General features: G+C 54.5%; 13 protein-coding genes and 1 tRNA gene. 6 read left to right on the top strand and 8 right to left on the bottom strand.

From position 1 onward, the window contains the following. Nucleotides 1–167 precede the first annotated feature (167 nt). The 3 genes from SV7mr_RS24495 to SV7mr_RS24485 all read right to left on the bottom strand — a co-directional run bounded on the left by SV7mr_RS24495 (nucleotide 168) and on the right by SV7mr_RS24485 (nucleotide 1423). Nucleotides 168–332, bottom strand: coding sequence for a Lacal_2735 family protein (locus SV7mr_RS24495; protein ID WP_145277638.1), 165 nt, complete (start codon nucleotides 330–332; stop codon nucleotides 168–170). A gap of 78 nt (nucleotides 333–410) precedes the next feature. Further along, nucleotides 411–806 (bottom strand): thiol-disulfide oxidoreductase DCC family protein, encoded by a 396-nt coding sequence (locus SV7mr_RS24490; RefSeq protein ID WP_145277636.1) that lies wholly within the window; start codon nucleotides 804–806, stop codon nucleotides 411–413. Beyond that, nucleotides 803–1423, bottom strand: coding sequence for an SOUL family heme-binding protein (locus SV7mr_RS24485; RefSeq protein WP_145277634.1), 621 nt, complete (start codon nucleotides 1421–1423; stop codon nucleotides 803–805). Before SV7mr_RS24485 ends, SV7mr_RS24490 begins: the two co-directional genes overlap by 4 nt. Before the next feature lie 244 nt (nucleotides 1424–1667). Between SV7mr_RS24485 and SV7mr_RS24480 the strand changes: the two genes are divergently transcribed. Next, nucleotides 1668–1943 carry a TIGR03643 family protein gene (locus tag SV7mr_RS24480; protein ID WP_145277631.1) on the top strand — a complete coding sequence of 92 codons (276 nt, stop codon included), beginning with the start codon at nucleotides 1668–1670 and terminating at the stop codon, nucleotides 1941–1943. Nucleotides 1944–1996: 53 nt separating this feature from the next. Here the strand turns inward: SV7mr_RS24480 and SV7mr_RS24475 are convergent, their stop codons facing one another. Then, entirely contained in the window at nucleotides 1997–2425 is a 429-nt protein-coding gene (locus tag SV7mr_RS24475) for a methyltransferase family protein (protein ID WP_145277629.1), read from the bottom strand. Between the two features lie 322 nt (nucleotides 2426–2747). Here SV7mr_RS24475 and SV7mr_RS24470 point away from each other — a divergent pair, with 322 nt between their 5' ends. After that, on the top strand, nucleotides 2748–5315 hold the full coding sequence (locus tag SV7mr_RS24470; protein WP_419187884.1) for a DUF1588 domain-containing protein: 2568 nt from the start codon (nucleotides 2748–2750) through the stop codon (nucleotides 5313–5315). Between the two features lie 164 nt (nucleotides 5316–5479). Beyond that, nucleotides 5480–6874: a DUF1552 domain-containing protein gene (locus SV7mr_RS24465; protein WP_145277625.1), complete on the top strand. Its 1395-nt coding sequence runs from the start codon at nucleotides 5480–5482 to the stop codon at nucleotides 6872–6874. Nucleotides 6875–6955: 81 nt separating this feature from the next. Here SV7mr_RS24465 and SV7mr_RS24460 read toward each other — a convergent pair whose 3' ends face one another. Together SV7mr_RS24460 and SV7mr_RS25860 are read right to left on the bottom strand one after the other, a co-directional pair. Further along, nucleotides 6956–7816, bottom strand: a complete 861-nt coding sequence (locus SV7mr_RS24460) for a slipin family protein (protein ID WP_145277623.1) — start codon at nucleotides 7814–7816, stop codon at nucleotides 6956–6958. A 176-nt stretch (nucleotides 7817–7992) separates the two neighbouring features. Further along, nucleotides 7993–8066, bottom strand: a tRNA-Arg gene (locus SV7mr_RS25860). Between the two features lie 372 nt (nucleotides 8067–8438). Between SV7mr_RS25860 and SV7mr_RS24455 the strand changes: the two genes are divergently transcribed. Together SV7mr_RS24455 and SV7mr_RS24450 are read left to right on the top strand one after the other, a co-directional pair. Next, nucleotides 8439–9941: a cryptochrome/photolyase family protein gene (locus tag SV7mr_RS24455; RefSeq protein WP_145277621.1), complete on the top strand. Its 1503-nt coding sequence runs from the start codon at nucleotides 8439–8441 to the stop codon at nucleotides 9939–9941. A gap of 67 nt (nucleotides 9942–10008) precedes the next feature. Beyond that, nucleotides 10009–10452 (top strand): hypothetical protein, encoded by a 444-nt coding sequence (locus tag SV7mr_RS24450; protein WP_145277619.1) that lies wholly within the window; start codon nucleotides 10009–10011, stop codon nucleotides 10450–10452. A 97-nt stretch (nucleotides 10453–10549) separates the two neighbouring features. Here SV7mr_RS24450 and SV7mr_RS24445 read toward each other — a convergent pair whose 3' ends face one another. Then, a complete protein-coding gene (locus SV7mr_RS24445; RefSeq protein ID WP_145277617.1) occupies nucleotides 10550–11518 on the bottom strand; it encodes a hypothetical protein in 969 nt (322 codons plus the stop codon). A 118-nt stretch (nucleotides 11519–11636) separates the two neighbouring features. Between SV7mr_RS24445 and SV7mr_RS24440 the strand changes: the two genes are divergently transcribed. Beyond that, nucleotides 11637–12260 carry a hypothetical protein gene (locus SV7mr_RS24440; protein ID WP_145277615.1) on the top strand — a complete coding sequence of 208 codons (624 nt, stop codon included), beginning with the start codon at nucleotides 11637–11639 and terminating at the stop codon, nucleotides 12258–12260. A 71-nt stretch (nucleotides 12261–12331) separates the two neighbouring features. Here the strand turns inward: SV7mr_RS24440 and SV7mr_RS24435 are convergent, their stop codons facing one another. Beyond that, nucleotides 12332–13279 carry a YybH family protein gene (locus SV7mr_RS24435; protein WP_145277613.1) on the bottom strand — a complete coding sequence of 316 codons (948 nt, stop codon included), beginning with the start codon at nucleotides 13277–13279 and terminating at the stop codon, nucleotides 12332–12334. Between the last annotated feature and the right edge of the window lie 253 nt (nucleotides 13280–13532).

Below are 13532 nucleotides of genomic sequence, written 5' to 3'. Positions count from 1 at the left end.
CGCTGCGAAGGCGGTTCATCATTGAAACCAAGAATGCTGGTTCAGCAGCGCCGTTGCTTTGACCGCTCTGGCGCCAGTGTTTGTCCGAGACGGTTTGGCGCGTTGAGCATCAATTTACGGGGACGGGCCGACCACGAACCCGATTTCGCCAGACATGATCGAAGTGTTTAGGATTGCCGTTCCAGTTCGTCCAGTTGCTGGCCGATCTCTTCAGCCTCAGCCCGCTTCTGATCGCTTTTCTTGCGATTCACGGTTGAGAGGTCATAGGCTTCTTGCATGAGCTTGTTGTACTTGGTTTGCAATTTGACTTTGCTGTTAGCGGAACCGAACATTGATCGTGGTCTCCTAAGAGGTTTGTGAATCGCGAGCGGACAACGACGTCCATTGCCAACGCGACAACCGCAGGAGGATCACTTCAGTTCACAGGATTCTGCTTTACATCGGCCAGTTAATTTCAATCTGTTTTTCGCGAACAGCTTGTAGCCGAAATCTAAGCCATGAGAGATTCCCGGCAGTCGCGTGATCGCAACGATCGCCCGAAAGCGTAGCGCAGCGTAGACGCGACGGAAGACCTCGACACCAACGATCCAAGAACCATCGGGTAGACGTCCTTGGATCTCGTCCATGAACTCGGTCATCGATTTGCCATAATCGGCAGGGCGAAAACTGGGATGAGCGATGTCGGTGAAACGGATGTGATCGCGACGATCCATCCAGCGAAGGAATCTGATTTCACGAAGGCACAGCGGACAGTCTCCGTCAAAGAAGACTTCGACCTGCCAGTCACTTCCTCGCGGGTGGTTCATGATTCTGTCTGGGTCTGATCGGCATCGTCCAGGCGAATCAACACTTCATTGCGACGCAAGCGTTGTGGAGTGAACGGTGGATCGTAGCCTGCTGCTTCAGACGTGGTTGCACCCTTTAGCCCTCGCGCTTTGATCCACTGGCGCAGCGTTGCCTCCTGTTCTTTGGCCAGCTTTTTGTCGAGCCGGCCAGCGAAACGAATGACCGCGAAGCGTCCGCCCTCGCGTTTGCGAATGGTCACACCAGCCCCTTGCGGATCAGGAACGCCATTGGCGGCCACTTCCTTCGGTAAGACAAAACCCATTGAGACCTCGGCGTCGCTGGTCTTTCCTTCCATGAAGACAGGCGTTGTCATGGCAATCTTTTGCTTGTCTTCGTTGGCACCGCTGATGTATTGAAACAATCGCATGAAGCTGCCGTCACGTCCCTGTGAATCCATTTCAGAACGGGTCGAGACAAGCATCAAATCGGGGTATTGGCGAATTTCGATTTTACCGTCAGCTTCCAGCACTTTGTATTCCGCTGACTCATACATCGCACGAGCAGCCATGGCCCAGGTTGTGACACCGACTCCGATGAGCCCCACCATCGCCGTCAGAATGATCATTCGTCGTTTCATCACTGTCTCCTACAAATGAATTGGTAACCAACTATAGCAAGCCGGCTAGAGAGCCAAGTGCTGGCCTTGTGACGGTGAACGGTCATGGCAGCGGGGCTGGATCACAGCGGTGTTGAGCAGGGCTTGGAACGCGGTCTTTCTGGGTGAGGGTCGGTTAACTTGGTTTGCGAATTTCCGGAATCCGTAAGTGAATCCGGAATGATTCGATGTGTTTTCGCTCTCCTTTTAGATCTAGGAAAACGAGATGACTGACGAGAGGAGACAACTTTGTTGTGCTCAGATAGATCGCATCATCATGATGGCTTGGGAGGATCGAACGAGTTTCGATGCGATTCGCCAGCAATTCGGAATCTCACCTGGCGAAGTGATCAAGCTGATGCGGCGGGAATTAAAAGCGAGCTCATTCAGACTCTGGCGGAAGCGAACCCGCAGACGAATGACCAAGCATGAAGCGAAGTTTTCGCAATCTCAGTCGGGGCAACCCTTGCGTCGGTTCAGAGCCAAGTCGCAGCGCGGCTAGCCGAGTGTCAGGATGCGGCGAGCGGGTCGGCTCTGGTCGCGCGATCCTAACTGTCAAATCACAAACGGGATGAACCGTTTGGTGCGTTTCTGATAGGCCTCGTACTCTGCGAACTGAGCGCTCAACTGCTCTTCTTCGAGGTTGGATTTCAACACCAAGACGACGATCAGGACCGCCAATGCGATGCCTTTCCAAGGGTGGAATGGCATCAACGAAAAGCCCACGCAGGCGATGCTTAGTCCTGTGTACATCGGATGCCGAACGAATCGAAAGGGGCCCGTGGTGACCAGCTGAGTTCGTTCGTTTGCTTCGGGCATCACGCGCACTTTTCGAACTCCCACCGCCGCCACGGCCCAGGCTCCCCAAAAGAAGCCGATCACCACCAGCAGAATCGCAATCAAATCAACAGCATTGGGTCTCGCAGAAAGCACCAAGGCAGCCGCCAGAGTGCTCTGCAGGACGACCAGGGTGAGCGACTTCATGAAACAGCGAGTCTCGCGTGTGGGTAAGCTGTGTGGCCAGGTCCGCGTTAGAATCTGGATTGTGGACCTGCGTTTGGGAATGAACTATAATTCTAACCCCTTCCTGCCTTCCCCACGGCCGTCACTCGATTTCCTTTCCCGGCAGAAAGTCGCTGCATTGATCGTCATGATTGGCAGTGATCACTGGTTTTGCCGATCGCCGTGGCTAGGGAAACAATGAACTGGTTTTGATTGTCTGACGACCAGACAGCGATCAAGCTTGGAATCGCATTGTTTGCCTGTGCTCATGCCATCCAACCCTCCGCCTATTCGGGAGCCTCCCTTGCGTTTTAATGTTCGTTCGCGATCGTGGCTGGGCCTGTCTGTACTGCTATGGACCAGTCTTTGCCTGGCACCAGTAACCGTAACAGCCAACGAGGCTGCTGCGCTAGCGATGCCGGGGCCGATTCGGTCGATCATTGATTCAGCCTGTTTGGACTGCCATCAAGGTGAATCGGCAGAAGCGGGTGTTCGGTTTGATCAGTTTCAAACACTTAGCCAGGCCGCCAAGATCGACCTGCTGAACCGATCTCAGGATCAGTTGTTCTTTCAGTTGATGCCACCGGAGGACGCAGAGCAGCCTCGTGACACTGAGCGTCAAGAACTGACAAAGTGGCTGCGCCACGAACTGCGATCGCGGAATGCTTCAAAGTTGGACGAGAAGCTCCGCGAACCGGCTTACGGAAATTACGTGGATCACGATCAACTGTTCGATGGCTCGATCACTACCAAGCCATTCACGCCTGCGCGGCGTTGGTTGGTCAGCCCCCAAATCTTTCACCAACGCGTCAACGCAATCTTTAAACTTGATGGCCGGTCGCGACAGTCAAAGTTCTATGGTGTCACCAATCCGATCGTCTTGCCCGATCACTCTGGAGTGCGTTACTACGATACTGCTACGCTTGATGGTGGTCACCTGCTAGTGATGCTAAACAATGCCCAGTGGATCGCTGACAAGCAGATCATGGCGGCCGTGCATCACGAAGACGATCCACGCAAGTTGGAGTTCCCGAATCCGAAAGACAAATGGTTGCCTTCTCATGCGCCGGAAGCCTTTGTGGCAATTGTTGGTCTTGAATCGATGCCCAGTGACGAGGTCATGATAGCGGCGATTCATGCTCAGTTCGACAACGTGCTGCAGCGACAGGCCACCGAGTCAGAGCTGCACGAATACCTGCCACTGCTCAAGTCCGCGATTGAACTCGGTGGTAATGTCGAAGGCCTGCGGCAGATGCTGATCAGTGTGCTGCTGAAGTCCGAATTTTTATACCGCTTGGAGTTCGGTGCTGGTAAGCCGGATGCGTTTGGCCGCCGGAAACTGTCCCCGCGCGAGGCAGCGTATGCGATTGCTTACGCCATTGATGATCGCATCCCTGATGCTCAGCTGTTTCAGGCCGCTCGCGAAGGACGTTTGCAAACAAAAGAAGATTACCGCCGCGAGGTGAACCGGTTGCTGGACGATAAGCAGTCGTTTTATGCGGTGGCTGATCCGACGCTTTCGGGGATTACGATTCATGGTAGTCAGGTCACGCACCCCAAGATCAATCGATTCTTTCGCGAGTTCTTCGGTTACCCGAGTAGCACAAAACTGTTCAAAGATGTTGCTCGCAGTGGAGGATTCTATGACAACCTTGAACGTGGTTACAGCGGCACGGCGGGCTCGGTGACTGGCGAGGCGGACTTGATTGTCGATCGCATTCTACGTGAGGACAAAGAGGTCTTCACACGTTTGCTGACGACCAACGAATACTTTGTGTTGCATACGAAGAGCAACGAAGAGGGTAGAAAGCTTGTCGAACAGTGGCGGCGGGCTTACGAAGGCTTGAAGGACACTGATTGGAAAGAGAACACAGAGCAAGCGCTGCTCGACAATTTTGAAACTCATCAAGAACTCTTCAAGATCATTCGCATTGATAACATTCGTGAAGATCGCCGCCGCGTGCATCTTCGTGACTTCAGTCGGTTTATGGTGTTCTTTGAGAACACGTTTGGCAAAGGGATCACTCCCAATACTTACCCTTGGTTTTTTCATGGTGGGCAAAAGTATCGTCATGCCGAAATCTATAACTTGCCTCACGTCACTGGGGCAGGTCCCTTGCATTACGATGGCGTGTTCTCACGCGGTGAGTATCCCGATATCCAGACTTGGGATTACCCCGTCGAGCAACCCTTTGTGATCAAACATCGCATGGGGATCTTGACGCATCCCGCCTGGTTGCTTGCTCATTCGCAAAACGCCGAGACCGATCCCGTGCGACGTGGACGCTGGATTCGTGAGAAGCTTTTGGCGGGACGGGTGCCCGATGTACCGATCACGGTTGACGCACAGATTCCTGAAGATCCACACCGCACGCTGCGTCAACGGTTGGATTCAGTGACCGGCCAGCAAGCGTGCTGGAAGTGTCATCAGCACATGAATCCGCTAGGGTTGACTTTCGAGATCTTTGACGATTTCGGGCGCTATCGGACAAAGGAGAGCCTCGGGGATTGGGAGAGCAATCTGCTCATACGCAAAGGAAAACAAAGTGACCCCAATCAGAAGGCGGCGCCCGTCGATGCCTCGGGAATGTTGTCGGGTACCGGTGACCCGGCCTTAGACGGCGAGGTGAAAGACGCCTTTGATTTGATTGATCGAATGGCCAAGTCTGATCGCGTGCGGCAGTCCTTCGTCAGGCACGCGTTTCGGTACTTTATGGGCCGCAACGAGATGCTGTCCGATTCGCAGACCTTGATGGATGCCGATCAAGCTTATTTGCAGAGCGGTGGCAGCTTCCGAGCGGTGATCGTTTCGCTGTTGACGTCGGACTCGTTCATGTATCGCAAAGACAAAATAGGCTCGAACGACGATTGATGTATTGATTCAGCAGACTGGAAACTGATCTAATCGCTAGCCGTTGCCGATTCGCGATGAACGGTTCGGCCTAGTGATTGGATCGACTTTGATAACGAATCTTTGGCCGCGGCTTACAATCAAGCGGCTGATTTGACCCAACTCTTTTACCTCAGGAAGAAACCATGACCTCTCGCCGAGAATTCCTCTCACAGTCGTTGGCTGGTGTTGGAGCGTTGAGTTTGGCGTCGCAATCGTTAGCCGATCAGCGTTCGGAGTCGAAGCCGCCGATGCGTTTCATTTTCATGCACAAGGGCAATGGGCTGCTGCCAGACTCGCTGGCACTACCCACCTTTGATGCAGAACAGGCTGCAGCGGAGAAACAGAAGTCAGCCTTTGTGGCGGATCTGGACGAGCATGAATTGCCGGGCTGGATGAGTCCGCTGGCCGGTCACAAACAGAACATGACGATCTTGCAAGGCTTGTCAGGCAAGATGTGTACGACGGGGCACCACACTTGGTGTTCCGCGTTGGGAGCCTATAAAGCCAATGAGCGGCTGAGCACGATTCGCTGGGCAACGGTTGACTTCGAGCTCGCAGACTTGTGCCCCTCGCCGTTTCACCACATTGAACTGGCTTGCTTCCCCAGTGGTGGCGGCAACTCACGCGGCAATGTCAACGGGATTGAAAAAGGCTTTTCCGCTCGCGGGCCACAGCAGCCCAACTATGCCTTTGGTTCGCCAAAGATCGCCGTGCAGGAGCTGTTCAAGTCTGTCTCAGCCAATCAGGATGCCAAGACGCGGTATCAGCTTGAGCGTCAGGTGTTGAAGTTTCTTTCCAATGATGAGTCCTCGTTGGCGGCGCAGTTGAGTGGTTTCGAACAACGCAAAGTTGGCAACTACGCTGATGCCTTGAACGACATTCGGCAACGCAATGCACGTGTGGATGCCATGGGCGATGTGATTCGCAAGCACATCCCACAGCTTGATGCCAAATACATGGCGGAAGATCTTACCACCGTTGATCGTCAGGATGGGTTGGTTGAGGTCTTGTTGTCGACACTGATCTCGGGCATGACCAACGTGGTTGCCTTCACCGCGGATGAACTCGGAACGCCCTACACTGGGTTGCCAGGCATCGAAGGTGAGAACGTGAATCTGCATGATGTGGGTCACGGCAAGTCATTCGGTGGCGTTGAAGCACTGGGGATCCGGGACAAGGTTCGACATCAGCACATGACGTTGATCGATCGCATTGTCAGTCGGTTGAAGCGTGTGCCTGAAGGTGATGGCACGATGTTTGACAACACGATGTTGTTCTATTTGCCGAACAACGGAGAAACTCACCACAGCAAGGGCAGCGAGTGGCCGTTTGTTGTGCTGGCTGGAAACAACGCGCGGCTGGACATTGCTCGACGTTACATTCGTTTGCCGGGCTATAACCAGCCTGGACACAAAACGATCGGTAACTTGTACACGACGATACTCAATGCCTATGGCAATCCGATTGAGCACTACGGCGCTTTGGACGTAGCGTTAAAGATCGATCAGACCGGCGGAATCAAGTCGTTCCACGCATAGAAACGCCCGTCAAAGCGGCCTGCCGCCGCTTGCTGATTTCATCCCCACGCGGCGAGGCGCCGCGTTAAAAGGGCTGTTCCATTACGAATCCGTTTCGTTCAGGCGGACTCGGTCGAGGCCGAAATACAGTCGAGCGTTCCCGTTGTGAGCCAACTCGCGTAACGTTTCCAGTTCTGTCAAACGTAACAGTGTTGGGTGATCTTCCAATGCCTCGGCAGCCTTCACGCGTAGCGCATAGGCTTGCGTTTCTGCCTCAGCCTTGGCCTGGGTCGCTGCTGCCTCGGCTTGTTCACGCAGTCGTCGTGCATCGGCATCTGCCTGAGCATCTCGCCGTGTGATTTCCGCTCGAGATTCGGCCTCAATCTTGTCTACCTCGGCTCGTGTTCGCGCTTCAACGAGTTGTGCTTGGCTGTGCCGTTCGGCGGCGAGAACGCGGTTCATGATCTCCTGTAGGTTTCCCGGGAAGATCAAGTCCTTTACGTCCGCGCGTCGAATCGTGACACCATAGCTGCCGGCAGATTCCGTCACGTCGGACAGGATCTCCTCACTGAGTCGGTTCCGGTTGGTCAGGATTTCTTCCAGCGTCATCGATGCGAGTGCGCGTCGAGCGGCCAGTTGAACATCGCTGTATAGTCGATCTTCAAAGCTGTCCACGGTATGGACGGCGGCCTTGGGGTCTGTCACTCGGTACTGAACTAAAATGCTCACGCGAATGGCGACCTTGTCGGCCGTCAGAATTTCCTGACCCTTCAGCGTTAGCTCGCGCTCGCGAACGTCGACCAACAAACACTCAACGGTGGGCAGTTGCGTCAAAAATCGCTTTCGCGGTGGAATCTTGTAGTGCCCTGCTTCCAGGATCTTGGTTAGCTTGCCATCTTCGTAGTACAAGCCGCGGTGCGTGTCCTTGATAATGAATTCTCGCCCCGCTCCGCTAATGATCATGATGCACCTCCTATGGGTGACACTGATTGATGGTTGAAAGGTAATGATTGAATGGAGCCTCGGAGCGGAGTTGATATGAAGGACGAGTTCATCAGATGTGGAAAATCTGAGCGATCATTTCGAATAGTGAACGCAGGATCCATTTGCTTACTCGCTCCTAACGCCGCCGAGGCAAGTTGCTCGAGTGGGATTCGAACCCACGGCACCTTTGGCTCGAAGCCAAAGTGGTCAGCCAGTTACTTGCCGAGCATTCCCATGCTGGTCGCCTGATTGGCTACCAGCTGGTTTCGAATCTTGGAGTGCCGTTGCAGCGCGTTCGGGACATGTCGGTGAGCGCTGCGTGACCCTGGATGAGGATCTGCTCAGTAGAGACAACGAGCTGTTCGCTGGATGGTTGCCTCCAAGATGCGATTGACAATAGGAACGTCAAACTCTATCGCAGGTTCGCGATTTGTTGGAAAAGTTTCCTTCTCATGGTGGGTCAATTCAGGAATCCAACACCATGGGTTTGCACGTCACTTCCAGGCATTCCCCAACGCTCGGCTGCGGATGCTTTCCGCCGATCTATCATTTAGCGTTGTGTCGATTGATCGGTTGCTTTGGTTGATGGAAATGTCTCGTCATGATTCTCTTGGTCTTGCCCCATCAGCTGTTCGCCAAACATCCCGGTCTAAAGCGAAATCCAGACAAGATTGTGCTGGTTGAAGATTCGTTTTTCTTTGGCGATCCAGCGTGTCCAATGGAAATCCACCAGCAAAAGGTATGGCTTCACCGTGCAACCATGAAGCGGTACGCGGCAGGGTTACAGAGTAAAGATCACGATCTGACATACATCGACTACAACCCCAATCAGCCGCGATTGATTGATCAGCTGCCGGCTGTGTTGAGTCTGGCGGAAATGAAAGGAGAGACGCTTGCGGTAGTCGAGCCCACAGATTTCTTGGTCGAGAAACACATTCGCAAAGTCTGTGATCGATTTGGTCTAAGGCTTGAGCTGTTGCCGAACCCGGGATTTCTGAACACCACGGAGCAAAACAGGGAATACCGCCAGGGCAAGAAACGCTGGTTCATGGCGGACTTTTACAAGTGGCAGCGCCGGCGTCTGAGTGTCTTGATGGAGGGAGATCAGCCGCGGGGAGATCGCTGGAGTTTTGATGAAGACAATCGCAAGAAAGTACCCAAGAACCTACTGAGTGAGATTCCGGAACGATTGAAGCTAAAGCGTGATGCCTTTGATCAAGAGGCCGTGCAGTACGTCAACGAACGGTTTGCCAGTCATCCAGGCAATCTTGACACATTGTATTATCCCACATCGCATGCAGCTGCCAAACGATGGCTCCAGCATTTTTTGGAACACCGTTTTGAACGGTTTGGGGCATTTGAAGATGCAATCGTTGAAGGTGAATCATGGCTTTGGCACAGCATGCTTACGCCGGCTCTGAACATTGGGCTGTTAACACCAGATCAGGTCCTGAAGGCTGCGTTGAAGTTTGCCCAGCAAAACGAGGTGCCCATCAATTCGGTTGAAGGATTCGTTCGACAGTTGATTGGCTGGCGCGAGTACATGCGTGCAACCTATGAAGATCTTGGCGTCACCATGCGAACAACCAATCGTTGGCAACATCATCATTCAATGCCGCAGTGCTTCTACGATGGTACCACGGGCATCGATCCTGTGGATGACGTGATCCATCGTTTATTGGATACAGGGTATTGCCATCACATCGAACGATTGATGGTGTTAGGTGGGTTCATGTTTCTATGTGAAATCCACCCGGACGAGATCTATCGCTGGTTTATGGAAATGTTCGTCGACAGCTACGACTGGGTGATGGTGCCCAACGTGTATGCGATGAGTCAAAATGCAGACGGTGGAGCGATTACGACAAAGCCCTATTTCTCCGGTTCGTCGTATCTTCGCAAGATGAGTCATTATCGGCGTGAAGCATGGTGCGAAGTCTGGGATGGTTTGTATTGGCGATGGATCTGGCTGCATCGCGATGAGTTAGGCAGCAACCCGCGTTGGGCAATGATGTGCCGCATGGCCGAGAAGATGGATGATCAAAAACGAGAGTCACATCTTCATCATGCCGAATCCTTCTTGAAACGCATTCACAAGAACTGATCTCACGATGATCGATCGTCAGCACGCGATCCTATTAGAGCAACCACCCGTAGAGCACGTCTGATTCATGAACGCCAATCTCGTTTTCTTAACCAATCTGCTGTCGACGTGGTATCTGATGGGATTGATCTGGATGGTTCAAGTTGTTCACTATGAACTGTTTGATCGCGTGGGTGCCGATCAGTTTGCGCGTTATGAAACGGACCATACTCGGTTGATCACGCCGATCGTTGCCCTGCCCATGTTGATCGAACTGATCTCGGCGATGGGATTGATTGCCATGTCGCCGGCAGGATTCCCGCGATGGGCCGCTTGGGCTGGACTGGCTTTGATCGGGGTTGTTTGGCTGACAACGTTCTTTGTCAGCGTGCCCTGCCATTCAACGCTGGTCAATGGCTTCGACCAAGATGCTTATCGCAAGTTAGTGAACACCAATTGGATCCGCACGATCGCTTGGTCGCTGCGCGGGATTCTATTGGGTTACTTCACCGTGCGGTTAATCAATGGATAGCATCCGTCAAAGCGGCCTGCTGCGGCGTGCTGATTTCATCCCCACGCGGCGAGACGCCGCGTGGACTGACTGACACATGGACTGACGCGAACAGACGCTACTGCTCGTCGGAGGAGTTTTCGGGCTCATCCAGTCGAGCAAGACTCCACTGCTGAGTTTCACCGCCTTCGAAGTGCAGCAACACGTCGGTCGCGTTTTCGCTCAGGTTGTAGATTCCAGTTTCCATGATGGGCCACGGTTTTCCAACCGGACCCCAAGCAGCACGTTGAGACTCTTTGTCCACCGTGCCTTCGACTTCAAAGGCATCGTCGGTTGTGGTGTTCTGCACCGTGCCAGCGATGATGCCGTCTTTGTTGACAGCCAACTGTAAAAACAGCGTCGCGTCTTCAGCGTCACCATCTCGTTCCATGACTGAAAAGATACCTAGCGGCAGCCATTCCACGTCGTCTGTGTCGACGTCATCAGGGACCGCAGCAGCGATCTCCTGAGCTTGGGCTGCGTACTCATCCGCCGAGGCAATGACATTGTTTTCGTAGTAAACATTGTCACCTTCGTAGTAGATGTTGTCTCCGTAGGAATAGTACACCGGTTGCGTGTTCACACGGAAACACCATGAGGTGATCAAAGGGACTGAAGCCCAGCGATACCAGTTGACAGGATAGCGGTGCCAACCCCAACGCCATGGATAGCGATTCCAGAAATGGCGACCATAGACGGGAAGGTGCACAGGTGGTCTCCAGCCTGGCGGACGCCAACCCGGTGGACGCGCCCCTGGTGGTCGCCATCCTGGTGGACGCGACCCTGGGGGACGAAGCACTGGACGGTGGACAGGAAGGTTGGCCGGCGGACGAGCTCCCGGTGGGCGTTGAGGCCGAGTCGGTAACGTGCCGGGCCGCTCAGGTCGATCTCCACCACCGGGACGTTCTCCGGGCAGCGGTGTAATGGAGGGACGATCTCCGCCGCCGGGTCGGTTGCCTTCTCCGGGCAGGGGCATGATCGAAGGACGATCTCCGCCGCCTGGTCGATCTCCGCCGCCGGGTCGGTTGCCTTCTCCGGGCAGGGGCATGACCGAAGGTCGATCTCCGCCGCCGGGTCGAGTCCCGGGCGCTGGTAGAGTCGACGGACGATTCTGCAAGAAGTCACCGGCGGGATTGCTGGGCCGTGTGCCAGGTTGACCCGGTCGGATGAAGTCTTGGATATCTCCCAGTGATGGCCTGTTTCCTGGCAGTGCTGGCCGAGTGTTTGGCAGCGAAGGCCGAGTGTTTGGCAGTGATGGCCGAGTGTTTGGCAGTGATGGCCGAGTGTTTGGCAGCGAAGGCCGAGTGTTTGGCAGCGACGGCCGAGTGTTTGGCAGCGAAGGCCGAGTGTTTGGCAGCGAAGGCCGAGTGTTTGGCAGCGAAGGCCGAGTGTTTGGCAGTGATGGTCGCGTGTTTGGCAGCGATGGACGCGTGCTGGGATTCGACGGTCTGGTTGATGGGAATGAGGGGCGCGTTGAGGGCCTTGTGCTGGGCATCGAAGGCCGGCTGATCGAAGGCCGCGATGATGGCCGAGACATCGATGGCATTGAAGGCCGCGAGGTCGGTCGAGACATCGATGGCCGCGAGGTTGGACGGCTCATTGATGGCCGACTGACCGATGGTCGTGCCGATGGCCGACTGACCGATGGTCTGGCGCCGCCTCCGCCACGTCCACGCTGTGCAGACAGTTCTGCACTGGGTAACAACACCATGGCCAATAAGGCCGGCAGCACAGAGCGTGCCTTGATGGGAATGCTGAACATCGTTTTCATCACAAATGAGATGGGTTAGGTGGGGCGTTTGATTGTTCAATGGCGGCAACCGGAGCCAGCCCGCCAGAGATGGGCATCCTGCCGCGTTGGTCATTCCGGTTGGCGAACGACAATTGCGGGTTCCAGGTTCGGTAAGATCTGGCCGTCGATCACTCGCTTGACCTTTTCCACGCGATAGCTTGCTTCATCCAGTGGCGTCACGATCGACGTTGAAGATCCCTGTCCTCCGTCACCGAATGTTCCCACCGATTCGATTCTCCACTGATCACCATCCTTGGTCCAAGTCGCTTGAACGACCGTTCCTTCTTCGTCGAAAAGGTAGCTGCGAATCTGTTGCGAAGCGGCATCCCAGCTGATCAACTGAAGGCCCGATGATCGCACGTCTTCGCCAATGGTGACGGTGTATTTACGCGACAGAAATTTACCGCCGCGAGTCCGTTGGCAGCTCATGCGAATGGTCGAGTCGCCAGCTTTGTCCTGCCACTCGCCCTGCAGCCAATCCAGTTGGCTCAACGGATCCGCTGCCGCCGGGCCGCTACTCGCGGGCTGGGAAGGCGACACATTGTCAGTCACGCGAACGATTTGCCAGCCCGTGTCCTTTTTGACGTACTGGACTTGATACAGCGTTCGCGAGACGGTGCCATCGGCCCGAGTCACAATGGCCTGGCCGTCTTCGACGATTTCCCTTGGCGATGTCTCGCGGATCGCTTGAGTGCTGCATTCCAGTTTCAAGCCAGGGTGCAGCTCAAAGGTTTCGCGAAAGCTCTCGGCAAGTGCCTCGCGTCCTTTGACTTCATCACCCGTAGCATGATCGACGAAGATTCCGTCTATTGCCCAAAAACTTGCAAGTTCTTCCACGTTTGCGGCGTTAAACGCGGTCACGTAGTCCTTCACCAAACGCTGGATCGCTTGGGCAGACTCGGTTGTTGGAGCTGGTTGGCTCTCTTGGATGGGGGCCGTGGTTGCTGCCTCTTGCCCGGAGAGCGAACTGGTAAACAACAACGATAGCGATGCGAAAAACCAATGCTTCAATTTCATCTCAATGTCTCTATCAAGTTTCGCCGTGCAGAATCACACTTCAGTGTAGCTGATTCGCAGTGGCAGCGAATCAGATTCATGCCGCATTTTGATTTGCGATTTTATCCCGGTACAGTGTTGATCTGCATTCGGTTCTAGAGATGAGGGGAATTTGTTGGCGGATTCTCATTCAGGTCGATCGGCGGCCTGCGAGTGACGGTTTGTCGCTTAGTGATCATCGCAGTCGCTAGCTGCGGAAAAATCAACGTCGCGC

Source organism: Stieleria bergensis, assembly GCA_007745635.1.
GTDB lineage: Bacteria > Planctomycetota > Planctomycetia > Pirellulales > Pirellulaceae > Stieleria > Stieleria bergensis.
This window is presented reverse-complemented; position numbering and strand designations above follow the sequence as displayed.

What these genes read in the sequence shown, in the direction of transcription:
- SV7mr_RS24455 (WP_145277621.1), top strand. Translation starts at nt 8,439, where the DNA reads ATGATTCTCTTGGTCTTGCCCCATCAGCTGTTCGCCAAACATCCCGGT.
- SV7mr_RS24450 (WP_145277619.1), top strand. Translation starts at nt 10,009, where the DNA reads ATGAACGCCAATCTCGTTTTCTTAACCAATCTGCTGTCGACGTGGTAT.
- SV7mr_RS24490 (WP_145277636.1), bottom strand. Translation starts at nt 806, where the DNA reads ATGAACCACCCGCGAGGAAGTGACTGGCAGGTCGAAGTCTTCTTTGAC.
- SV7mr_RS24435 (WP_145277613.1), bottom strand. Translation starts at nt 13,279, where the DNA reads ATGAAATTGAAGCATTGGTTTTTCGCATCGCTATCGTTGTTGTTTACC.
- SV7mr_RS24480 (WP_145277631.1), top strand. Translation starts at nt 1,668, where the DNA reads ATGACTGACGAGAGGAGACAACTTTGTTGTGCTCAGATAGATCGCATC.
- SV7mr_RS24465 (WP_145277625.1), top strand. Translation starts at nt 5,480, where the DNA reads ATGACCTCTCGCCGAGAATTCCTCTCACAGTCGTTGGCTGGTGTTGGA.
- SV7mr_RS24495 (WP_145277638.1), bottom strand. Translation starts at nt 332, where the DNA reads ATGTTCGGTTCCGCTAACAGCAAAGTCAAATTGCAAACCAAGTACAAC.
- SV7mr_RS24485 (WP_145277634.1), bottom strand. Translation starts at nt 1,423, where the DNA reads ATGAAACGACGAATGATCATTCTGACGGCGATGGTGGGGCTCATCGGA.
- SV7mr_RS24440 (WP_145277615.1), top strand. Translation starts at nt 11,637, where the DNA reads ATGAAGTCTTGGATATCTCCCAGTGATGGCCTGTTTCCTGGCAGTGCT.
- SV7mr_RS24460 (WP_145277623.1), bottom strand. Translation starts at nt 7,816, where the DNA reads ATGATCATTAGCGGAGCGGGGCGAGAATTCATTATCAAGGACACGCAC.
- SV7mr_RS24475 (WP_145277629.1), bottom strand. Translation starts at nt 2,425, where the DNA reads ATGAAGTCGCTCACCCTGGTCGTCCTGCAGAGCACTCTGGCGGCTGCC.
- SV7mr_RS24445 (WP_145277617.1), bottom strand. Translation starts at nt 11,518, where the DNA reads ATGCCCCTGCCCGGAGAAGGCAACCGACCCGGCGGCGGAGATCGACCA.